General features: G+C 46.2%; 16 protein-coding genes and 1 tRNA gene. 12 read left to right on the top strand and 5 right to left on the bottom strand.

The genetic code is table 11. From position 1 onward, the window contains the following. Positions 1-2: 2 nt before the first annotated feature. The 9 genes from INR79_RS15475 (at position 3) to tldD (ending at position 15,304) form a co-directional block, all read left to right on the top strand. The gene (locus tag INR79_RS15475; RefSeq protein ID WP_223095001.1) at positions 3-4,433 is read left to right on the top strand and encodes a DUF6701 domain-containing protein; all 4,431 of its coding nucleotides are present in this window, start codon (positions 3-5) and stop codon (positions 4,431-4,433) included. 172 nt (positions 4,434-4,605) lie between these two features. Beyond that, on the top strand, positions 4,606-5,649 hold the full coding sequence (locus INR79_RS15470) for a rod shape-determining protein (RefSeq protein WP_004405117.1): 1,044 nt from the start codon (positions 4,606-4,608) through the stop codon (positions 5,647-5,649). A 32-nt stretch (positions 5,650-5,681) separates the two neighbouring features. Further along, positions 5,682-6,575, top strand: coding sequence for a rod shape-determining protein MreC (gene mreC / locus INR79_RS15465; protein ID WP_022551593.1), 894 nt, complete (start codon positions 5,682-5,684; stop codon positions 6,573-6,575). Next, a complete protein-coding gene (gene mreD, locus INR79_RS15460; RefSeq protein WP_004405115.1) occupies positions 6,565-7,053 on the top strand; it encodes a rod shape-determining protein MreD in 489 nt (162 codons plus the stop codon). Before mreC ends, mreD begins: the two co-directional genes overlap by 11 nt. A gap of 17 nt (positions 7,054-7,070) precedes the next feature. After that, a complete protein-coding gene (locus tag INR79_RS15455) occupies positions 7,071-7,643 on the top strand; it encodes a Maf family protein (protein ID WP_223094999.1) in 573 nt (190 codons plus the stop codon). 19 nt (positions 7,644-7,662) lie between these two features. Beyond that, positions 7,663-9,132: a ribonuclease G gene (gene rng / locus INR79_RS15450; RefSeq protein ID WP_004405113.1), complete on the top strand. Its 1,470-nt coding sequence runs from the start codon at positions 7,663-7,665 to the stop codon at positions 9,130-9,132. Positions 9,133-9,143: 11 nt separating this feature from the next. After that, positions 9,144-13,007 carry a YhdP family protein gene (locus tag INR79_RS15445; protein ID WP_262415354.1) on the top strand — a complete coding sequence of 1,288 codons (3,864 nt, stop codon included), beginning with the start codon at positions 9,144-9,146 and terminating at the stop codon, positions 13,005-13,007. Positions 13,008-13,034: 27 nt separating this feature from the next. Beyond that, complete coding sequence (locus INR79_RS15440; RefSeq protein WP_223094997.1) at positions 13,035-13,862, top strand: carbon-nitrogen hydrolase family protein; 828 nt, start codon at positions 13,035-13,037, stop codon at positions 13,860-13,862. Further along, positions 13,859-15,304, top strand: a complete 1,446-nt coding sequence (gene tldD, locus INR79_RS15435) for a metalloprotease TldD (protein WP_223094995.1) — start codon at positions 13,859-13,861, stop codon at positions 15,302-15,304. The genes INR79_RS15440 and tldD overlap by 4 nt, the downstream gene beginning before the upstream one ends. A gap of 80 nt (positions 15,305-15,384) precedes the next feature. Here tldD and yjgA read toward each other — a convergent pair whose 3' ends face one another. Beyond that, positions 15,385-15,912 (bottom strand): ribosome biogenesis factor YjgA, encoded by a 528-nt coding sequence (yjgA, locus tag INR79_RS15430; RefSeq protein ID WP_223094992.1) that lies wholly within the window; start codon positions 15,910-15,912, stop codon positions 15,385-15,387. 121 nt (positions 15,913-16,033) lie between these two features. Here yjgA and pmbA point away from each other — a divergent pair, with 121 nt between their 5' ends. Continuing rightward, entirely contained in the window at positions 16,034-17,377 is a 1,344-nt protein-coding gene (gene pmbA, locus INR79_RS15425; protein ID WP_223094990.1) for a metalloprotease PmbA, read from the top strand. Positions 17,378-17,584: 207 nt separating this feature from the next. Next, positions 17,585-18,595 carry a DNA cytosine methyltransferase gene (locus INR79_RS15420; RefSeq protein WP_223094988.1) on the top strand — a complete coding sequence of 337 codons (1,011 nt, stop codon included), beginning with the start codon at positions 17,585-17,587 and terminating at the stop codon, positions 18,593-18,595. On the opposite strand, the gene INR79_RS15415 is transcribed toward INR79_RS15420, so the two are convergent. Together INR79_RS15415 and INR79_RS15410 are read right to left on the bottom strand one after the other, a co-directional pair. Continuing rightward, positions 18,592-19,407, bottom strand: a complete 816-nt coding sequence (locus INR79_RS15415) for a hypothetical protein (RefSeq protein ID WP_223094986.1) — start codon at positions 19,405-19,407, stop codon at positions 18,592-18,594. The two genes, INR79_RS15420 and INR79_RS15415, sit on opposite strands and share 4 nt — an antisense overlap. Positions 19,408-19,977: 570 nt before the next feature. Continuing rightward, positions 19,978-20,062 (bottom strand) — tRNA-Leu (locus tag INR79_RS15410). Positions 20,063-20,255: 193 nt separating this feature from the next. Here INR79_RS15410 and INR79_RS15405 point away from each other — a divergent pair. Beyond that, complete coding sequence (locus INR79_RS15405) at positions 20,256-20,726, top strand: RDD family protein (protein WP_223094984.1); 471 nt, start codon at positions 20,256-20,258, stop codon at positions 20,724-20,726. 24 nt (positions 20,727-20,750) lie between these two features. On the opposite strand, the gene lptG is transcribed toward INR79_RS15405, so the two are convergent. Next, complete coding sequence (gene lptG / locus INR79_RS15400) at positions 20,751-21,821, bottom strand: LPS export ABC transporter permease LptG (protein WP_200766631.1); 1,071 nt, start codon at positions 21,819-21,821, stop codon at positions 20,751-20,753. 3 nt (positions 21,822-21,824) lie between these two features. Further along, positions 21,825-22,922, bottom strand: a complete 1,098-nt coding sequence (gene lptF, locus INR79_RS15395) for an LPS export ABC transporter permease LptF (RefSeq protein ID WP_022595460.1) — start codon at positions 22,920-22,922, stop codon at positions 21,825-21,827. Positions 22,923-23,072 lie beyond the last annotated feature (150 nt).

Below are 23,072 nucleotides of genomic sequence, written 5' to 3'. Positions count from 1 at the left end.
CAATGATGTTGAGAATGATACGCTTGGTGCATGCCAAGTGGACTTTGCTTTTGGTTTTTTTACTGTTTTCAGTTTACTCATTAGCTGCGGTTGAAATCCCGAATGGCAGTTCAGTCAATGCAAACAACGGTTTTTGTTTTGTCTTCAATATGGACTCTGATGGCAGTAACCGCATCCGGTTGGAAAACAACAATTTTTACCCGCTCTGGACTGATGATCATATTTACACTCAGTATTCCCCTTTTGTATATGAATCACGCCACCTGAGCGATAACCTGATTCGTCAGTACAAAGTTCATTTCGTCCCAAACCGAAATAATCAAAGCAGCATAAAAGGAACGTTGAAGTACTACGTCAATGGTGCTTTGCAGAAGAAACAGAAAAATTTCAATTTAACCAGTGTGACAGGCGCAACGATATTCTCTCCAGTACTGAACCTGCGAGTATTGGGGAATCAGTTTACTGCTGGGCGTTTTCGTATTACCACAGGTCGAGATTGTCCACCATATCCGCGAGTTACTATGGGGTATGATGATGCTCAATACGAATTTGGTCGTCTGGAAAATGCGAACTGTAAGAATGGTTGCACCATTCGGTTTACCAAAAACTACCGAACTGAACCCCTCGTTTTTCTTATGCCCACGTTGTCTTCGACCAATCCTGAAGACGATAAACCCGCAACTGTTACGGTTACATCCGTCACCAGGCAATCCGCCAGTTTTATACAGGATACGGCGCCATTCTCTTGGGAATACGCTCATCTGAATGAAGAAATGATGGGCTCCATCAGCTATTTGGTTATGGAACCAGGTACAGCCACGTTTTATTCCCAGGATGACGATGATGATGACGGTGACAACCAGCACAAGGTCGTTGCAGGTTACGTTCACACCAACGCTTACCGAGGGGATCAAACCAGCAGCAATCCAGCGAATGTCAGTGTTGATTACTCACTTTTTTCAAATGTGACTCTGGACGATCCTATTGCTCTGGCACAGGTCAATTCACCAACAAACCGATGGATGACCGCTGGGATCAAAGCAGTAAAAGACCAATCCATCGACTTGTTTCTGGAACTGACACGTGTTCATAGAACCGTGCCTGTCTCTGATTATGAAAAGATCGCTTTCCTTGTTAGTGAGGAGGGTAAGGGTATCTCCGATGGTGTGCGATTTGAATTCGGTCGAGTGGAAATTGATGAACATAACAGCAGTACGCCAATGCTCGAAGGGTGTAATGACCTTCATGATTTAGATAATGACTACCCCTCAGAGCCTGGAATTATCGCTAACAAACAAAAGCGCAGCGGTAGTCATGGCGGGTGGTTAAGGCGATGTAAACTGGTCAATGACGGCGATAGCAGTACTCAAGACGATGACGACAACGAGTTCGAAGTCAGTTTTGTTGTTGATGAAGATATGTCCGAACCAGGTTCTCGAACCAAGCGTGGACACACTAAAGAAGAAGTGGGGTATTTCGCATTTGGTCAGAAACGATTACCAAAACCTAAGTTTGACGTTTGTAATCTGTTCCCTTCTGCGGCGCAAGGCTGGAAAGAAGGCGGAAATAGCCGTATAACTATGTCCAACTACGCCAGCATTCTAAATGCCAGGTTGGTCGGTGGTCAGCCTACGGTAGGATTTGAAACCTCTCGTTTTGACAATCAATCTAACTGTGATGGCGGGGCTTGTAATAACGACCCTCAATATCAGGTTTCCATGCCTAAATTACCTGATTTTAAACTCACGGACTCTATTCCCAATATATGGAATGAAACCGTCACACTGTCTCCATTGAGCTCCAAAACTCTGACTATTGGTCAATCTAACGTTACGCTTCAGCCTGGGCATTATTACTTTGAAAGTTTGGACATCAACAACCGTTCGGTTATCAATATTCAGGGGAAAGTGGTACTCCATGTACAACGTTTGACGCTATCCAATGATTCGAAATTCAATAATCAAGGTAATCCTGATCACTTGTTCATCGTGGGGTACAACCCAGAGAAATCAAATCGAGCTTGCCCGACTGGTGGTTGTGTTATTAGCCTGACTAAGAACGATAAACTCAAAGGGTTGATTTACAGCGAAGCCACCGTAAACCTGTCTAATAGCGTGCATATTTATGGTGCGGTCACGGCGCTAAACCTGAATATGTCCAATCACTCTAAAATTACTGGAGAAAGCCAGTGTTTTTCCGAGCCAGAATTGGTGATCACTCCCGTGCAATCATCTGGTCTCGCCTGTGATGGTATCCCTGTGACGTTTAAGCTGGTGGATAAAGCGACCAAACAGCTAATAAACAACTATTCGGGTACGCTGGAAGTCGACATACCCAATAACAGCAATCGAGAGTCATGCTGGCTTTCTGACTCAAATCCGGCAACCTGTGACACGCCATTTCGCCATGAATTCATTGCTGGTCAGGATGCCATTGTGACCAAAAAACTCTCCAGCACCTCGCTGTCTCCCGTTTATATTCGTGGAAAGATGCTGCAAAACACCAATGTCACGGCTAACGGTGGTCCCTATCAATTTGTCCCCTATGGTTTCAAGGTGGTGGATGAAGATCGAGTAGACAACGGAAAAGGACAAGTTGCGAGCCGACCGTTTAATGTAAAAGTTTCAGCGGTCGCATCCAGCGCAGCAAATCCAAGACAGTGCCAGACAATTGAAGATTACTCAGGGCATCAGTCCTTGAAGATGTCTTACGAGTTAATCTCTCCATCAGTGATAGAAAAAAACAACTCATTGATTGTTCACAGAACAGCCATTCCAAAAGGAAACGACCCATTAACGGGTGCCACAGTTTCAAATGTGATGTTTACAGATGGTGTTGCCAGTCTGGAAAGTCTCTATTCTTCGGCAGGTCAGTTCAAACTGCATGTTGCTGATGCCAACTGGCAGCCCGTGAACAGTAACATTCCAAACTGGATCGGGTTAAATGGTTCCGCCACCATAAATAACCGACCTTTTGCTCTTTCAGCCTGTTACAAACCGCCGGGCAGTTATTACCAACTCTTCCCTTCTGGTGATTCGAATGGAGGAGAAAGTTTTATTACTGCGGGAGCCAATGCTGATACTCAGTTTAGAGCATTACAATGGATGCAAACTGCGGATACCGACAATAACGGCATCCCTGATGATGGCTATATGAACGTTATGGTTTGTCTGGAACACACCGTGACGGGGTTCGAAATTGCGGGTGAAGTGAAGTTTGATCTTCATAGCCCGCTGGGTGGTCAGAAAGGTGTTCTAGAGCTGGGAAGCCAAGTTAGCAGTTCGGTTAATAACTACGCTCCTATTTCGGTTAACTTTAATGAGTGGGGTGTCTCGGATCAGCGTTTTCGTTGGTCGGAGGTGGGCAGTATTTTCATGTGGGTAGAAAAAAATAACTATCTGAATGGGATGTCGGTACCGTATTTTAAGAATCCAATCGGAAGATTTTACCCATCACATTTCTCACTGGATAAGGCCGAGTTTACTTATCCCGATAGCCAGAATGGCTTCGTCTACATGAATCAACCTTTTAAAGAGTTTGAGGCTGAAGTCAGTGCCTGGTCTGCAATGATCGACAAGGACGGGCGCTATTTACCCACCTTAAATTACGGGCACGATAACTACAAAAAAGAACTTCGTGCCACGTTTGCGTTAACGGGAGAGCATCGAGATCGCCTATCACTTAAAGACGCAGAACTAAGCAATGATTTGTGGCAGAGCGATGCGAAATGGAAGCTTAGCCAATCAGATGTGTTCTGGTCTCGGCTTCCAATCAACAGCAAGCAAACGTACCCAGATAAGCTCTTTAATTACACCGGTAGCGAAACGGGCATGCAGTCTACAGCAACAGATATTGACCTAGAGATAAAGGGTACGGATCCAGTGAGCTTTTCTGCGCTAAAGGATGAAGATTCGGTCCGACTTCCAGAGCAACCTGACGTTCGCTACGGGCGAATGATTCTGGAAGATTTGGGTACACAATCCAATGGTGAAGTCATGATCCCGCTACGAACAGAGTTTTGGTCTGGTGAAGAGTTTATTGCAAATAAAGACGATAACCTGAGCAGTTTTACTGACAAGCAGTTCTGTCGCCAATCTATTTGGACGAGCACAGGAGACACCGATTCACAAGCCAGCTTGAATGAATCGGGACGAGTCACTTCAGGTTTTTCTGATGAGCTCATGGCTAAACAAAATGCGCCGATAAGAGAGCAAGTTAGATTGTGGTTAAGAATGGGCAGCGGCACACCAGAAAAGGTGAATGCTTCTGACAAAAATATTCAGTGTATAGGCAGTCATGGCAATCAGGATTGGCTCAAATACAACTGGCGTGGTAAAGGGGATGAAATACCTTCGGCAGTTATCACTTTTGGAACTTACCGCGGAAATGACAGGATCATTTACCGTGGAGAGCCGAGATTGACTGGCAGATAAAACTGAGGATTTCACGCCTTAACATTAAAAATGAGGGCTTAAGTAAAGAATCTGCAAGAAAAAGCGAGATTCAGCCCATGTTTACATGCCAATGCCTTGCTGATAACGCAAGGCATTGGTACATTTAGTGCAATTTTATGTCTTCTTAATGCTTGCAGGATGAACGAAGAATATGTTTAAAAAACTTCGTGGCATGTTTTCAAACGATCTCTCTATCGATTTAGGTACAGCCAACACTCTTATCTACGTAAAAGGTCAAGGCATTGTTCTTGATGAACCCTCAGTAGTTGCTATTCGACAAGACCGCGCGGGAAGTGCAAAAAGTGTCGCCGCTGTAGGGCACGAAGCCAAACAAATGTTAGGTCGTACTCCTGGTAACATTTCTGCTATTCGCCCAATGAAAGACGGCGTTATCGCAGACTTCTATGTGACAGAAAAAATGCTTCAGCACTTCATCAAACAAGTGCATGACAACAGCGTTTTAAAACCAAGCCCACGTGTGCTTGTTTGTGTTCCATGCGGTTCGACTCAGGTAGAACGCCGAGCAATTCGTGAATCGGCTTTGGGTGCAGGCGCACGTGAAGTGTATCTGATTGATGAGCCAATGGCGGCAGCAATCGGTGCTGGTCTTCGCGTTTCTGAGCCTACAGGTTCTATGGTGGTCGATATCGGTGGCGGTACGACAGAAGTTGCCGTTATCTCACTAAATGGTGTGGTTTACTCTTCATCCGTTCGTATCGGTGGTGACCGCTTCGATGAAGCTGTGATCAACTATGTGCGTCGAAACTACGGTAGCTTGATTGGTGAAGCAACCGCCGAGAAAATCAAACACGAAATCGGTTCTGCTTACCCAGGCGATGAGGTTGAAGAAATCGAAGTTCGTGGTCGCAACCTTGCAGAAGGGGTGCCTCGTAGCTTCACACTAAACTCGAATGAGATTCTGGAAGCTTTGCAAGAACCTTTAACAGGTATTGTGTCTGCTGTGATGGTTGCCTTGGAACAGTGCCCACCAGAACTGGCTTCTGACATCTCAGAAAACGGTATGGTTTTGACCGGTGGTGGTGCTCTTCTTAAAGACTTAGATCGACTACTGACAGAAGAAACGGGTATCCCAGTTGTTGTAGCAGAAGAGCCATTAACGTGTGTAGCACGCGGCGGTGGTAAGGCGCTGGAAATGATCGACATGCACGGTGGCGATCTGTTTAGCGAAGAGTAAGCTTTGCAGCTTTTAACTTCTGGTAAACAGCGATGAAACCGATATTCGGCAGGGGACCATCCCTGCAACTGCGTCTGTTTTTTGCTGTCATTCTATCAGCCAGCCTTATGCTGGCTGATAGTCGTTTAGACACATTCTCAAGCGTACGCTATTTATTAAACAGCTCGGTCGCCCCTATTCAGTACTTAGCAAACTTACCTCGTACCATGTTCGACGGTATGTATGAACGAGTGAACACCCGTGAAACTCTGCTAACGTCAAATCAGGCTTTGAAGCGCGAAGTGTTGCGCCTGAAAAGTAACCTCACACTGCTCGATCAATACCGGGAAGAAAACCAGCGCCTGAGAAAATTGCTTGGGTCACCGTTTGTCCGTGATGAGAAAAAGGTGGTTACCGAGGTGATGGCCGTGGATTCGTCTCCATACCGACATCAGGTGGTGATCGACAAAGGTCAGATAGACGGTGTTTATGTTGGACAGCCAGTCATCAACGAAAAAGGCATTGTAGGTCAGGTCACTTTTGTTGCCGCGCATAATGCTCGTGTGCTGTTAGTCACGGATACAAACAGCTCCATCCCGGTGCAAGTGGTACGAAACGACATTCGAGTAATTGCCTCAGGGAATGGCAGTATCAATTCCATTCAGATTGAACACATTCCTAGTAGCACAGAGATTGAAGAGGGCGACTTACTGGTGACCTCTGGTCTGGGCAGGCGTTATCCGGAAGGCTACCCAGTGGGTTACGTAACTTCAGTGGAGAAAGACAACCGCAGACCATTCGCTACCATTACAGCTGAACCTGTAGTGGCATTCGACAGGCTGCGCTATCTGCTGCTCGTTTGGCCAAGCGAAGAAAGGCAAAAAGAACAATCTTTAGACACTGAAAACGAAGAAGCAAAAGACGAGGTGAACAACAATGGCGAATAGTGTTCTTCAAGGGCGCATGGTCATTTGGGCAACCTTCCTGATTGCTCTCGTGTTTCAGGCTATTCCATGGCCGGGAATGTTCGAAATATTCAGACCTGCCTGGCTGCTGCTGATCGTTTTCTACTGGGTTCTTGCCCTGCCACACAGAGTGAATGTGGGTACAGCGCTAGTTCTTGGTCTCATTTGGGATCTGCTATTGGGTTCCACTTTGGGCATTCGCGGTATGATGATGTCCATCACCGTGTACCTCGTGGCGCTTAACTTCCTCGTATTGCGGAATATGGCGTTATGGCAACAGGCCATCATCATTGGATTGCTGACTATTCTGGCCGATCTACTGGAGTTTTTCGGTGAATACTTAATTCAGGATGTCACCTTTAACCCACTTTCCCTTTGGGCGGCACTGGTGAACTGTATCTTGTGGCCTTGGATATTCTTATTGTTGCGTCGAGTGAGACGCCATTGGCATATTCGATAATTGATAAGGAAAAAGGTATGTCTCAGCAATCGCGCAGGTTAACCTTAGCTTCAAGCTCACCAAGAAGAAAAGAACTGCTTGGTCTGCTGGGGTATACGTTTGATACCGTTTCTCCAGACATTGTTGAAGAAAAACAGAGTAACGAGACGGCGGAGCAGTACGTTCAACGTCTTGCAAAAGAAAAAGCGCAGGCAGGGTTCGAGCTAACGGATAACTCGGGTGTGGTGCTGGGTTCCGATACCATCGTTGTCATTGATGGTGACGTGTTGGAAAAACCCGATGACTTAGAACATTCAGTCGCAATGTTAAGCAGAATGTCAGACAGACGCCACCAGGTACTTACGGCAGTGACCGTAATGGACAAAACTCGAAACGAGTCAAAACTAATTGAAACAAGCGTGTGGTTTAAACCCCTATCAGAACAAGAAATAAAAAGTTACTGGGAAACAGGTGAACCATGCGATAAAGCTGGCAGTTATGGAATTCAGGGGATTGGAGGGAAGTTCGTCTCTCGCATCGAAGGCAGTTACCACGCAGTGATGGGGTTGCCTTTAATGGAAACTGACCAGCTCTTGCACAAATTTTTCTAATTTAATTTGAGGCACACGAATGAGTGCAGAGTTGTTAATAAACGTTACTCCGAGCGAAACTCGGGTAGCGATGATTGTAGGTGGCATCTTACAAGAAGTTCATATTGAACGAGAATCGAAACGAGGCATTGTTGGCAACATATACAAAGGGCGAGTGAGCCGGGTATTACCAGGGATGCAGGCAGCATTTGTGGACATTGGTCTTGATAAAGCCGCGTTTCTTCATGCCTCAGACATTGTTCCTCATACTGAATGTGTTGCTGAAAACGAAAAGCAGCAATTTCAGGTCAGAGACATCTCAGAGCTTGTCCGTCAGGGGCAGGACATTGTCGTCCAGGTGGTGAAAGACCCTTTGGGCACCAAAGGCGCACGTCTTACTACCGATATTACGTTACCTTCCCGCTATCTTGTGTTCATGCCCGGAGCAAGTCACGTCGGTGTTTCTCAGCGCATTGAAAGTGAAACAGAGCGCGACCGACTGAAAAAAACGGTTGCTGATTATTGCGATGAGCATGGCGGATTTATTATCCGAACGGCTGCGGAAGGCGCAGACGAGCAGGAACTTTCACAAGATGCAGCCTTTCTAAAGCGTCTGTGGAGCAAAGTAATAGAGCGCCGTAAGAAATACAAAACCCGCTCTATGCTTTACGGAGAGTTGGGGCTGGCGCACCGTATTCTTCGTGACTTTGTCGGTACAGAGCTGGACAGTATTCAGATTGATTCACGCTTAGTGTATGAGAACCTCAGAGAGTTCGTGTCTGAATTCGTACCAGAGCTGCATGAAAAGCTGAAGTTGTACGAAGGCGATAAGCCGATTTTCGACATGTACGATACCGAGAATGAGATCCAGCGTTCATTGGATCGAAAAGTCGAGCTTAAGTCTGGTGGCTACCTTATTATCGATCAGACAGAAGCAATGACGACGATTGATATCAATACAGGGGCTTTCGTAGGTCGCAGAAATCTCGAAGAGACCATATTCAACACTAACATTGAAGCCACTCAGGCAATAGCCAGACAGCTTCGCCTGCGTAATCTTGGCGGAATCATCATTATCGACTTTATCGATATGTTGTCAGATGAACATCGCAAGCGAGTGCTTGCTTCGCTGGAAATGGCGCTGTCGCTTGACCGTGTGAAAACCAACATAAACGGGTTTACGCATTTAGGTCTGGTAGAAATGACGCGCAAACGCACACGAGAAAGTATTGAACATGTTCTCTGTTCTGAGTGTCCAACCTGCAAAGGACGAGGTTCAGTGAAGACCGTTGAGTCGGTGTGCTACGAAATATTGCGCGAAGTTACTCGAGTCAACCGAGCTTACGATGCCGACAAATTTGTGGTGTATGCTTCTCCGGCAGTGTCAGATACCCTAATGGGTGAGGAGTCTCACGCGCTGGCTGAGCTCGAAGTCTTTATCGGTAAGGAAGTGAAGATTCAACCTGAGCCACTGTATGTCCAAGAACAGTTTGATGTCGTGATGATGTAAATGGAGCAGCAGTGAAGTTTAAGCCATCTTTACTTTGGCGCACACTCATTTGGAGTTTAGTTAGTGTAATGGTGATCCTTGCGATCACCGTTACTGTTTTGCGTGTGTCACTTCCTCGGTTAGACAAATACCAAAGCGATATTGAATCCTGGGTTTCGCAAACCACGGGAATCGAGTTCCAGAGCGATACCGTCAGTGGTTACTGGAAAAACACTCATCCATTCATTGCGCTCGAAAACCTTAAAGCCATTCTTCCTGATGAAGAAAAAACTCAGATCACTATTCAGCACGCAGAGGTTGAATTGGATCTGTTTGCTTCTCTTCGCTACCTGACGCCCGTTGTTTCGACATTGCGTATCGATGGATTGAGCCTCGATATCAGTCACATTAAATGGCTGAAAGAGTCCGGTCAGGCGGTAGGAACACCTGCAACAGAGAACTCCTCATCCGAGCAAGTTCTGAAAGATATAGAGCACCTGTTGCTCCGACAGCTTAATGACTTCTCCATCGCCAATTCCAATATCGCTTACCAGACTTTTACTGGGGAATTTCGAACGCTGGAAATCGAGCACCTGAAATGGCAAAACCGTAACCAGCGCCATCGGGCTGACGGTGTGATTGGTATTGCAGATGAGAACATCAACAGTTTGACGGTAAAAGCCAATTTTGAGGAAACCGCGGATTTAACTCGTATCAATGGTGACTTTTTTGTTGGCGCGGAAAACTTGCAGGTGACACCTTGGCTGACTCAGTACCTGAAAGATAAAGTAGGAATCCTTGAAGGTCATGCCAGCTTTAATTCCTGGCTGTCTTTGAAAGACGGTCGCCCAAGCAATGCCTATGTTGAATTACTGCCCAGTGAAGTGAGCTGGAATAAAGAGTCTGAGCACAGCCTGCTGATTGAGCACGGCATCATTAACATGATGCCGGCTGAAAACGGGTGGCAAGTGAATGCTCACTCACTCAAATTAAGAACCGATGATACGCCTTGGCCAGAGCTGGATGCGGTCTTCAAATTTGATGCAAACGCCTGGCAACTGAATGTGTCAGAAGTGGATATTGTCACTTTGACCCCTTTCACTCACCTAATGCCCGAGTCTGAAAAACTCAATGACTGGCTGGAAACCGTTGAGCTGGGTGGAAGAATAGAAGACATTCGCGTTTCTATGGGGGAGTCGTTATCCAGCCTGAAATTTTCAGGGAAGTTACAAGACGGTGCCATGAAGCAGTGGGAACTTCTTCCCGAGGTTCATCATTTGGCAGCAGATATCTCAGGCTCACTAGAGCAGATAAACGCTCGTGTTTCACTGATTGATGATGAACTGCCGTATGGTGATGTATTTCAGGCTCCTCTTCGAATTCGTCAGGCACAGGTCGATATAGCCTGGAAAAATGGCGAAAATGGCTGGAGCCTCTGGGCAGATAAAGTCACCGCCGCCACACCAGACATGCAGGTGTTAGGGGCATTTAAACTCGATGTACCGGATGAAGGCAGTTCGTTCCTTTCAATTTACGCCGAAACCGACGTGTTCAACGCGGGCGAGACATGGCGCTATTTGCCTACTCTGGCGTTAGGGACCGAGCTGACCGATTATCTGTCGACGGCGATTCAGGGTGGTAAGGCTTCGACCTCTAAATTACTTTGGTACGGAAGCTTAGGGCAATTCCCATATCAAAATAACGATGGCATGTTTCAGGCACTGGTGAATCTTAAAGAGTCACAATTCAGCTTCGATACTGCTTGGCCTCCTCTAAAAAACCTTCAACTGGATCTGCTTTTCCAAAACGATGCCATGTATCTGGACTCGCGCAGTGCCACGTTGATGGACGTGAAAGCGACCCGCATTACAGGGCGGATTCCAGAACTTGCTGAAGATGGTCACATTGAAATTGAAGCCATAGCCAACGGTGAAGGTGACGCTGTTCGCGATTACATGATGGCGACACCACTTGTTGATTCGGTGGGGGCAGCGTTAACCGCCGTTCAGGTTAAAGGTGGAGTCAACGCAGATTTCAGACTCAAGATACCTTTTGATGGCAGCGACACAAGAGCTTGGGGCTGGGCAAGGTTGCCGGATAATCAGGTCGAAATTGAAACACCGTCAATGACATTGAGCAACGCGTCGGGTCGCATTGAATTTGATAATGATGTGGTTCGCTCGTCCGGACTCTCTGCCGATTTGCTTGGGCAACCTGTCTCGCTTGACTTTAATGGTCAGACTCAGGGGAAAAACTACGCAGTAGGCATCGATGTTGTCGGTGACTGGGATGTTCAGCCTTTAAAAGCTTATGTGGGCGAAACCTGGCTGAAACGAGTGCAAGGGCATGCGCCATGGACGATGGATGTCGATCTACAAATCAATGATGTCGGTTTTACCTATCAGGTTGATGTTAATGCTGATGCGCAGTTTATTACCAGCCAGTATCCCGAGCCTTTGGGGAAAGCGCTGGGAGAAAAAGCATCCGCCCGCTTGCAGGCTTCCGGAAATCAGGAAACCATTTCAGCACGTCTTCAGTTGCCAGAGTTTAAGTATCAGGCTGAAATTGATATTACTGAGGACATGCCAAAGTTTGACGCGTCTCGATTGGTGGTCGGGCGTGGTGCATTTCGGGTTAGCCCGATCTCCGGTCATAGCGCGGTCATCCGACGCGATGAGTTCGATTTAGATCAGTGGCTGGAACTGTTCCTAGGACCTGTAACAGGACCTCAACCCTTAGTGAGTGAACTGGACGTACCTGAAATTCCGGTTCCAGACGTTGTAAAAGTAGAAAGCAAGTCCCTGACTCTTGCTACGGTTGAATGGAACGATTTCAACTTTGACGCACGCAGGAAGAGGCTTGGCTGGAAAATGGAGGTCGAAAGTGCAGAGATCTCCGGGCAGGCCAGCTATCTAGAACCTTATGATTTAACGGTTTCACTAGACAGACTTCAGCTTTATATCCCGGGGCTAGAAGAGACCGATGAGCCAAAACCCCTTGCACTGGATGATGAAAAACCTCAGCCGCTGATCACGCCTTTCGACCGTGCTTTTCATGATGCTGTACCTAACCTGACTCTCGCCATCAATGATTTTTGGTTGCAAGGCTATAAGATCGGTAAAGTAAACGTGGACTTCCTGCGTCAGGGTGACAGACTGGAGTGGAAAAACATCTCTTTCTCCAGTGGTGATAACAAGTTCAAAGCATCGGGCTGGTGGAGGCTGAACGAATCCGACAGCCGCTCTAAATTCACTATGTCGATGTCTGGTAAGAATAATACTGAAGTGATGGAGCGATTCGGTATCACGTCAGGGATCCAGAAAGCGCCATTTGATATGGAATCGGATCTTGAATGGAATGGAGCGCCTTGGTCTCCGCAAATGAGCACCGTAAATGGGCGTATATCTTCTAAGCTTGGGAAAGGGATCATTTCAGACGTGAGTGGGGCCGCTCGATTACTTGGTTTGTTCAGCCTTGACTCCATCATCCGTAAAATGCAGCTCGACTTCAGCGATGTGTTTGATAAAGGGATGGCGTTCAATAGCATTACCGGTTCGGGCGAAGTGAAGAACGGTATTTTCGTGACCAATGATATCGAAATGGACGCCGTTGCGGGTCGCATGAGCATAAAAGGCTTAGCCAATTTAGAGACACAAACCGTGGATGCTGAAGTGGAGTTTGTACCTGATCTTACGTCTGGTATTCCAGTACTCACCGCCTTTGCGGTTGCACCGCAGACAGCGATTTACGTATTTGCCATTACCACCGCGTTATCACCAGTGGTTGATGTTTTCACAAAAGTGAATTACGCGGTCAAAGGTCCGTTAGATAACCCGAATGTCACTGAGATTTCCAGAAGCAAAGGGCAGTATCAAGTACCTGAAAAGGCGGAATAAACGAAATTGTGCAAAGAAGGAGTGACGATGCGTATTGGTATGATTCAAATGACCTCCAGTGCGAAACCGAAGGAGAACCTCCAGTACATTCGTGAAGGTGTCGAAGCTCTTGCAGTACAGGGGGCTGAGCTTATCTCTACACCAGAAAATGCACTGGTATTTGGTCAACGTTCAGATTATCACTCCGTCGCAGAGGAGCTGGGTGAAGGCGAGCTTCAATCTGAGTTCCAGGCGTTGGCAAAATTGCACCGGATATGGTTACACATCGGGAGTTTTCCTATTCGGCAGGAAAATGGTGTGTCGACCACCTCGCTTATTTACTCACCCGATGGAGAGCTTGCTGCTCATTACGATAAACTGCATCTGTTTGACGTGGACGTAGAGGACAAACAAGGCAGTTACCGGGAGTCGGATACCTTTACTTACGGTAACAAGATTTCGCTACTTAAGTTGCCCTCTGCTACACTTGGTCTAACAATTTGTTATGACTTAAGATTTCCTGCACTGTTTAATGAACTGCGTCTTGGTGGGGCTGATGTCATATTGGTTCCCGCTGCATTTACTGCGGTCACGGGGAAAGCCCACTGGGAAACACTACTGCGCGCCCGAGCTATTGAGAACCAGTGTTTCATCATAGCGGTGAATCAGGGTGGGACACACAATTGTGGTCGTGAAACCTGGGGACATTCTATGGTAATTGACCCATGGGGTGAAGTCATCGCATCACTTGAACAGGACGCCAAAACCTTATTGGTTGATCTGGATTTAGAACAGGTCGCCACAATCAGAAAGAACATGCCGCTAACTGAACACAATCGGTTCAGTAGCGAACTAAAGAAAGAGCCAATCAAATGACAATCAACCAAATCGAACAAGAGCTTCTGGCACCAACCGGGCTGACAGAACAAGACCTGACAGAAACCTTGGGCATCATTGCCAGCCGAGACATTGATTATGCTGACCTGTATTTCCAGTCGAGCTGGCACGAGTCGTTGGTTTTGGAAGACAGTATCATCAAAGATGGCTCTTTCAACATTGACCGCGGCGTCGGTGTTAGGGCGATAACCGGAGAAAAAACGGGTTTCGCATACTCAGATCAGATTGACCTTACCGGACTTAAGCAGAGTGCGATTGCGGCAAGAGGCATTGCTGGGCAGGGACAAAATGGTCAGGTTAAAGCTTTTTCACGTAACCAAGCTCCAGAAATTTATCAGTCAACTAATCCTCTAGAAAGCTTGGAAAAGCAGCAAAAAATCGAGTTGTTAAAGCAATTAGACGCTTACATCCGAACTAAAGAGCCTTTGGTGCAAGAGGTGTCGGTGAGTCTGAGTGGGGTTTATGAGCAAATGCTGGTTGCAGCGACTGATGGTACTTACGCGGGAGATATTCGTCCTCTTGTTCGCTTATCCATCAGCGTGCTGGCGAAAAAAGGCGACAGACGTGAACGCGGTAGCTCGGGCGGCGGTGGTCGCTACGGCTACGAGTTTTTCCTACAGGAAGAAAACGGACGTAAAAAAGCGTTTGAATTTGCTGATGAAGCCATACGTCAGGCAATAGTCAACCTAGAAGCTGATGCTGCTCCTGCCGGCACTATGCCAGTGGTACTTGGCGCAGGTTGGCCGGGTGTGCTTCTGCACGAAGCGGTTGGTCATGGCTTAGAGGGTGATTTTAACCGTAAAGGCTCTTCTGTCTTCTCCGGTAAAGTAGGCGAGCAAGTCACATCTAAACACTGCACCATAGTGGACGATGGTACTTTGCCTGATCTTCGCGGCTCTCTGAATATTGACGATGAAGGCGTAGCGGGTCGTTACAACACACTCATCGAAAATGGTGTGCTGAAAGGCTACATGCAAGACAAGCACAACGCACATTTGATGGGCGTTGCACCGACAGGTAATGGTCGTCGTGAGTCCTATGCACATCTACCAATGCCACGCATGACCAACACTTATATGCTGGCTGGCGAACACTCACCGGAAGAAATCATTTCAACAGTTAAAAACGGTCTTTATGCACCTAACTTTGGTGGTGGTCAGGTCGATATCACGTCAGGTAAGTTCGTATTCTCGACATCAGAAGCATACCTAATTGAAGATGGTAAGATTACTCGCCCAGTGAAAGGTGCTACCTTAATTGGCTCAGGCATTGAAGCCATGCAGCAGGTGTCTATGGTTGGTAATGATCTGGCGCTGGATCGCGGCGTTGGCGTATGTGGCAAAGCGGGTCAGAGTGTACCAGTAGGTGTTGGTCAGCCAACCCTTAAGCTGGATTCCATCACTGTAGGTGGAACGGAATAAATCTTAAATCAGATATTAAAAAAGCTGCCACTGGCAGCTTTTTTTGTGCGTGAGAGCTATAGTTTCGTGAGAGCTATGGTTTATAGCTCATCATCATGAAGTGCTTTCAGAGTTTGAAAAATCTCTCTGAATGCCTTGGGTGGCTTATTACCCTGTTTTTCTTTCTTCGCCTGTCGTGCTAACTGGCGCAATCTTTGACGATCAGCAGTTGGGTACAGCTCAATCACGTCGGCAATAGCGCTGTCACCCTCTGCAATAACACGATCACGCAGCTGTTCTAGTTTATGCAGTTCAGCCGTAGCCTGAGAGTGTTTATTGCGCACCTTATCGAGTGCTGCCTGAATTGGCTCAGGATCTTCAGTTCTCATCAGTTTGCCAATGTACTGAAGCTGACGGCGCCTCGCTTCGTTTTTGAAGCGCTGTGCATCGGCGATTGCATCACGCAAATCTTCATTCAATGGAAACTTGTCTAAGACAGCGGGTTTCAACTCAACCAGCTCTTCCCCCAGCTTTTGCAGAGCTTCCATATCCTGCTTCATCTCGGTCTTACTCACCCAGATGATTTCTTCTTCCTCTTCCCACGGCGCTTTTTGGTTTTTACGTGCCATTTCTGCTTGCCTACTTCAATATCGATGTTCAATTGTCGCTTATTTTAACAAGAATTATGGGGCGAAAGCGAAAACCTTGTTATCCTTAATTAATAATCCCTTAAAACACAGTTATTTCGGTATGGACGTAAAACAGCAAATCGCCCAACAGACGTTGGAATTGGAAAAAGCGGTCAGCAAAGCGTTAGACATCGCAACAGGTACTGCGGATGCGGCTGAAGTCGCCATTAGCAAAAGCACAGGTATCAGCGTTTCCACACGTATGTGTGAAGTTGAAAACGTCGAGTTCAATAGTGACGGTGCATTAGGTATAACGGTTTATCGTGGGCAACGTAAAGGCAGTGCTTCTACATCAGATTTGAGCGAAAAAGCCATCCACCAAACAGTGATGGCGGCGTTAGACATTGCGAACTACACCTCTGAAGATCCTTGCGCAGGTCCAGCCCCGAAAGAACTGATGGTTAAGGACATTCCCGATCTCGATCTTTTCCACCCAGATGAACCTGAACCCGATCAGGCTGCGGAGCTCGCTATTGCGGCAGAAAAAGCAGCGCTGGCGTTCAGCGACAAAATTAAGCAAAGCGATGGTGCAAGCTACGACAGCCACTATGGTTTGAAGGTTTACGGTAATAGCCACGGTTTGTTAGCGAGTTATCCTTCGAGCCGACACAGTATTAGCTGTTGCGTGATTGGTGCTGGTGAAAACGGCGATATGGAACGAGATTACAGCTACACCGTATCTCGCCGTAAACAGGATTTGTGGTCACCTGAAGCTGTGGGGCTAAAAGCCGCAGAAAAGACCATCAGTCGTTTAGATGCACAAAGATTGCCTACCGGGCAAATGCCTGTGATGTTTGCTGCAGATGTAGCGACAGGGCTTATCGGTCATCTCGTGATGGCGATTAGCGGCGGCAACCTATATCGCAAATCTTCTTTCTTGTTAGACAAGCTGGGCGACCAAATCCTGCCTTCATGGTTCAATATTCAGGAGAAACCTCACGTATTACGTGGCCTGGCGTCTAGCCCGTTTGATAACGAGGGCGTGTTTACGCAAGATAAGCAAATCATTACAGATGGTGTACTTTCTACTTATCTATTGACGAGTTATGCCGCTCGTAAAATGGATATGACACCAACCGGTCACGCGGGTGGTATTCATAACTGGTTTGTTCAGTCTACGGGTCAAAGCTTCGAAGCCATGCTGAAAGAGCTAGGGACAGGCTTCTTAGTTACTGAGTTGATGGGGCAGGGGGTTAACACAGTTACGGGTGATTATTCTCGTGGTGCAGCCGGTTTCTACGTTGAAAATGGTGAAATCAAATACCCTGTTTCAGAAGTAACGATCGCCGGTAACTTAACGGATATGTTCCAGCAGATAGTGGCTGTGGGAGACGATGTTGAAACACGCTCACAAATTCAGACGGGCTCAATCCTTATCGAGTCAATGAAAGTTGCGGGTGAGTAACCGTTTATCGTTGTAACAAAGCGCCGCACTGTACGGCGCTTTTTTTGTTTATGAGACACACTTTTTGAACCAGTCAGTAAGGTCGCTAGAGCATAAACCCATCTCACAAAAATCAATGTATGTGATATAATCCTCAGCCTTTTTACTGACTCTATATACAGTAAAGTGCTTTAATCTTTTCATGACGTAAACTAAACGAGAGCATCAATGAAATTAACAGTCGCTTCTTTTTTTAGCGGAGCTGGTGGGTTAGATCTAGGCTTTGAAAAAGCGGGATTCAGCATTCCATTTGCCAATGAGTTCGACAAGCAGATTTGGGCAACCTATGAACATAACCATCCAGATACTCAGTTAGACCGCCGAAGCATTGTTAATATCGAGAGTGAAGATGTGCCGGATTGTGATGGCATAATTGGTGGACCGCCGTGTCAGAGCTGGAGTGAAGCTGGCAGTAAGCGTGGAATTGATGATCATCGTGGTCAGCTTTTTTATGAATTTATTCGTATTCTGACAGACAAGAAACCCAAGTTCTTTTTAGCGGAAAACGTTAGTGGTATGCTGGCACCAAGGCATAAGCATGCATTAGAGAACATCAAAGAGACGTTTCGTGAAGCGGGCTATGATTTGCACTTTAAGTTACTGAACGCTGCCGATTATGATGTTCCTCAAGACAGAAAGCGCGTTATTTTTATTGGCTTTCGCTCGGATTTGAATGTGGAATATCATTTTCCACAGCCTCAAGAATACAAGCCCGCATTGAAAGACTGTCTGAAAGACTTGGATGGTCTGGAAGTGCCCGCTATTTCGAAATCCAAACCCAACCCTGACGCTTCCATTCCTAATCATGAATACATGACTGGCGGTTTTTCCAGTATGTACATGAGTCGAAACCGGGTACGCTCCTGGGACGAACCTTCTTTTACGATTCAGGCAGGCGGTCGTCATGCTCCTTTGCATCCAGGCGCCCCAAAAATGCATAAGCTTGAGACCGATAAGTTTGTGTTTGTCGAAGGTTACGATTATCGAAGATTAAGTGTGCGTGAGTGTGCTCGTATCCAGGGTTTCCCGGATTCATTTGAGTTTCTCTACAACGATCTTGGGGCTGGATACAAGATGATAGGTAATGCGGTTGCGGTGAACTTTGCAGCAGCATTGGCTGAAAGCATAAAAGAAGCGCTTGCCGAAGCAGGCGCCATTGAATCGTTTAAAGCAGCTTAGCGTTTTTTCGGAATATTAATGTTAAACGCTTTCAAGTTCTCGATCAGGCGGTTGTGATTGAGTCCGTTAGGCTGGATGACTTCAAATCTACCAAGCTTAACGAGCTCATCAAGAGTGTCGACCTGTGTCATCTTATTCAGACGCTTTTTAGGGCGAAACTGGGTGTAAGTACATTTACTGCGATTACTGCCTTCAGTTTTCGGGTTGATTGGTCGGTAAACGACTTTAAAATTTCGACTCAGCGTCTGTATCACTTCATTATTGATGGGCTTAAGCTTCTTGATTAGATCAATAAGATCGTTTGGAACTTTGTTACTCACCAGCAGGCAGTTGGCGACAGAATTGCCTTGCCCTGTACCAGCAACAATCTTGACGATGTCCTTGTAATCAAACACTTCAGTAAACTCTCGTGCCGTTTTACCAGAACGTTTACCAAAACAAATACTCACCCCTACAAAGAAAGAAGCTGTCGGGCTTTTTACCCATTCATTCGCCCATTTAGTACAGTCTTTGGTGAGGTTTTCAAACGCTCTGACGCCAAAATCCCTTAAAATCCGGCTGTGTGAGTACCAGTTTCCAAAGTAATCTGCACTGCTCATTTTGGCTGAGATTTTTATTGGGCTACCTTCGCTTAATTTAATAAGAATGTCGGTCTTTCCGCCTTGTGCTCCTTGAGCATCAACTGAGGTGACTTTCGCTCCGGGTTTTATGCCAATGTCCAGCATCCACTTTGGAATCTCATTTGGCAGTGATTCTCCAACTGTGACACTACTTGCGACATCTCTTTCAAACTTATCGGTTTTCTTAGACATATTTTCCCTGAACAACTCAGCGTGATTTGGTGAGGGTATTATGCATATGAGTGATTATTTTGTAGGCAAAACTATCAATGGATTCAAAAAATTGCGAGTTGCCAGATCTAATTCGGTAATTGATAAGATTCGGTTTTTCTTTTCTGGGTGTTGCAGTATGTAGGTTATGGGAGGATTTTGTATGAGATTTTGGTTGCTGAAATTTTGGGAAGTCTAAAACGAAAAAAGATCTCTATAAAAGGGATTTTTTAAATGTGGTTCTGGTGAGCGTACTGACTGGGCTCGCATTCGAGACGTCACGCTGGAATTTTGGGAATTCTAAAACGACGAAAGGTGGCTATAAAAGGGATTTTTAAATGTGGTTCTGGTGAGCGTACTGACTGGGCTCGCATTCGAGATGTCACGCTGAAATTTTGGGAATTCTAAAACGACAAAAGGTAGCTGTAAAAGGGATTTTTTAAATATGGTTCTGGTGGGCGTACTGACTGGGCTCGCATTCGAGACGTCACGCTGGAATTTTGGGAATTCTAAAACGACGAAAGGTCGCTATAAAAGCGACCTTTCTAAATATGGTACCGGTGGGCGGACTTGAACCGCCACGCCCGAAGGCAACGGATTTTGAATCCGTCGTGTATACCAATTTCACCACACCGGCATCTCTGGGCTGTTGCCCTTTGATGATTGGCATTATACGTATGACTTAGAGTGGCGCAAGTGTTAAATCTTTAAAAACCATTCGTTTGGCGATTATTTCGGCATAAGTCCCTGAGCTGTGCGCTCTGTCACTTACATATTAGCTAACAAGTTTATATTCTGTCGCTTTCCAACCCATTACCTATGTGAGAAATATGTCTATTCAAACAAAACCCGCAGGCTTGTTCCGAAGGTTAGGTGCACTAATGTACGACGCGTTGATTATTCTGGCCATAGAAATGATGGCGGGGGGGCTCGTGATCGCGGTCATTTTTGCATTGAACGCGGCTGGAATGATGAGTTATGGGAGTTACGTTGATGCAAGTGATTTACTGACGAATCATCCGGTTTGGAGTGCGTTTTACACAGGCTACTTAGCGCTCGTATGGGTTGGGTTTATCGTATTTTTCTGGACAAGGGCTGGGCAAACATTAGGAATGCGAGCTTGGAAACTGCGAGTTCAAAATGAAGATGGTTCAACTATTTCCTTTACGCAAGCTTTGATTCGAGTTGCCACCTCGGGATTTGGGTTAGCGAACTTAACGGTGCCATTTGACCCCAAGAAACGTGGATTTCATGATATATGGGCAAAAACCCAAGTGGTTGTGTTACCTAAAGCGAATTAAAAAAGGAGGCATTGCCTCCTTAAATTAAACTTTCCGCCTCATCAGCAATACGGCGATGGTCATAAATACCACACTAGGCACTAAAGCTCCGACAGGGGCAGGGAGCTTATAGAGCAGGCTAACATTACTGAAGGTTTCTGCAAATATGTAGAATCCGAATCCTGCTATAACACCTGAAAGTATCCTTGCGCCCATGGTCACGCTACGAAGTGGACCAAATACGAAGGACATGGCTACAAACATCATGACACCTACAGAAATAGGTTGTGTCGCTTTACGCCAGAAAGCGAGATCGTACCGGCTGGCATCCTGCTCAGAATCTTTCAGGTAAGTTACGTAGCTCCAAAGCTCTGTAAGTGGTAGCTCTTCGGGTTGAACGGTAACTACGGCGAGCTTGTCTGGAGTAAGTGTGGTCGTCCAGCTCAGAACACCAATGTTCTCTTTCGAAACTTCGATGTTGTTATTGAAATTGGTTTTGACCACATCTCTGGCTTCCCAGGTGCGATCGGAAAGATAGTTCGCTTGCTCTGCAAACATGGTGTACGAAAGATTTTTGTTTTCATCGAAAAACCAAACGTTAACACCCTGAAGCTGTTCACCGTTGACGCGACCTACATAGATGAAGTTACCGCCATCTTTTGCCCAGACTCCACTTCGAACAGATACAATGTTGCCGCCTGAAACCGCAAAGGTGCGAAGTTCCCGAGCCATTTTCTGAGTGGTCGGCGCGCCCCATTCCCCAAGCATCATGACGATTACCATGATCGGAATGGCGGTTTTTAATACTGAAAATCCGATATCCAGCTTGGAGTAGCCTGCGGCTTGCATTACTACAAGTTCAGAGCTGGCGGCCAGCATGCCCAAGCCAATCAGCGCACCAAGCAATACCGCCATGGGAAAAAAGAGTTCAACATCACGCGGAAGTGCCAGCATAACGTAATAGAAAGCAAGCAAGGCGTCATAAGATCCTTCACCCACCGCTCTTAACTGCTCTACGTACTTAATAATGGCGGAGAGCCCGACCAAGGTTGTGAGCGTTAAAGCGGTCGTCGAAATGATGGTGCGACCAATGTATAAATCTAAAATCTTAAACACGTGTTACGCCACCTTTCTTCTGAAGCTTTCTTTGATTTGTCGAACGAAAACGCTGTCCATGCTGTTGAGCAAAATACCGATTAACAATGTAACGCCATTGATTGACCATAATCCAATGTGTGCAGGCAAACTTCCTTCTTCGATGGCTGATTTTCCAGAGCTCAACAACAGGAAGTAGGTCAGGTAAATAAGTACGGCAGGTGCCATCTTAGCAAAGCGACCCTGACGAGGATTGACCGCCGAGAGTGGAATAACAATCATGGTCAGTAATGGAATACAGACAATCAAAGAGATACGCCACTGCAATTCAGCCTGTTCACGTTTGTCATCAGAACGAAGAAGATCGAGAGTTGATGTCGCCATCAAACTGAGAGACTTTTGCTGAACTTCTCTTTGTCCGATGAGCGCCTCATATTCTTTGTAATCGGTGACCATGTAGTCGAGTCGAGTAGGGATACCTTCATAGCGTTTACCGTCGTATAAAGTCAAAACCTGTCGACCATCAGACAATTCCTGCATTTTACCCGTGTTAGCGAACATCACGCTCGGGCGGATGGAATCTCTCGGGCGAAGTTGAGCAATAAAAACATTTTTAAGTTCTTTGTTCTCAATATCATCAACAAAAACGACGGCAGAACCATCAGGAGACGCCTGAAATTGTCCTTTTTGAAGCAGATCAATACTGTTATCTGACTCAACTTCAGAGCGGATTTGTATGATTTGCTGCTGGCTCCAGGAAGACAACCACAGAGAGTTAACCGCTGCCAGACCGCTGGTGATCACTGCCAGACTTAATGCAGCCTGAATCAAGAATTTATTGCCAATTCCGGTCGCGTTCATCACGGTAATTTCACTTTCAGCGTATAAGCGTCCAAAAGTCAGTAATATCCCCAGATAAAGGCTCAAAGGCAGCATAAGCATGCCCATTGTCGGCATATTTAAACCGACTAGCGTTAAGATTAGACGAGCAGGAATATCGCCGTCAGACGCGTGGGAAAGGATACGAATGAACTCCTGACTGAGGAAGATCAGAAACAGGACTAAAAATACAGCAAATTGCGTCTTGATTGTCTCGCGGATCAAATATCTAACAATAATCACGCTGAAATCACCTATAGAAAACTTGTTTTTTTAATTGAATCACTATAATTTCTCGTTGAATCTTTTATTTTTAAATCTTTGGCTAATTGTTAGTCAACATAATGGGCTTAGCGTTCCAACGTGAGTATTTTAAGCTAAGTGAGCATTATC

The organism is Vibrio sp. SCSIO 43132 (assembly GCF_019904195.1).
GTDB lineage: Bacteria > Pseudomonadota > Gammaproteobacteria > Enterobacterales > Vibrionaceae > Vibrio > Vibrio nigripulchritudo.
The sequence above is the reverse complement of the archived record's forward strand: the minus strand, read 5'-3'. Positions and strand labels throughout refer to the sequence as shown.

Bases quoted from the DNA above. Each gene is read 5' to 3' on its own strand.
- INR79_RS15405 (WP_223094984.1), top strand. From the start codon at position 20,256: ATGTCTATTCAAACAAAACCCGCAGGCTTGTTCCGAAGGTTAGGTGCA.
- mreD (WP_004405115.1), top strand. From the start codon at position 6,565: ATGGCGAATAGTGTTCTTCAAGGGCGCATGGTCATTTGGGCAACCTTC.
- INR79_RS15440 (WP_223094997.1), top strand. From the start codon at position 13,035: ATGCGTATTGGTATGATTCAAATGACCTCCAGTGCGAAACCGAAGGAG.
- INR79_RS15415 (WP_223094986.1), bottom strand. From the start codon at position 19,407: ATGTCTAAGAAAACCGATAAGTTTGAAAGAGATGTCGCAAGTAGTGTC.
- rng (WP_004405113.1), top strand. From the start codon at position 7,663: ATGAGTGCAGAGTTGTTAATAAACGTTACTCCGAGCGAAACTCGGGTA.
- INR79_RS15475 (WP_223095001.1), top strand. From the start codon at position 3: ATGATGTTGAGAATGATACGCTTGGTGCATGCCAAGTGGACTTTGCTT.
- pmbA (WP_223094990.1), top strand. From the start codon at position 16,034: ATGGACGTAAAACAGCAAATCGCCCAACAGACGTTGGAATTGGAAAAA.
- mreC (WP_022551593.1), top strand. From the start codon at position 5,682: ATGAAACCGATATTCGGCAGGGGACCATCCCTGCAACTGCGTCTGTTT.
- INR79_RS15470 (WP_004405117.1), top strand. From the start codon at position 4,606: ATGTTTAAAAAACTTCGTGGCATGTTTTCAAACGATCTCTCTATCGAT.
- INR79_RS15420 (WP_223094988.1), top strand. From the start codon at position 17,585: ATGAAATTAACAGTCGCTTCTTTTTTTAGCGGAGCTGGTGGGTTAGAT.
- yjgA (WP_223094992.1), bottom strand. From the start codon at position 15,912: ATGGCACGTAAAAACCAAAAAGCGCCGTGGGAAGAGGAAGAAGAAATC.
- INR79_RS15455 (WP_223094999.1), top strand. From the start codon at position 7,071: ATGTCTCAGCAATCGCGCAGGTTAACCTTAGCTTCAAGCTCACCAAGA.
- tldD (WP_223094995.1), top strand. From the start codon at position 13,859: ATGACAATCAACCAAATCGAACAAGAGCTTCTGGCACCAACCGGGCTG.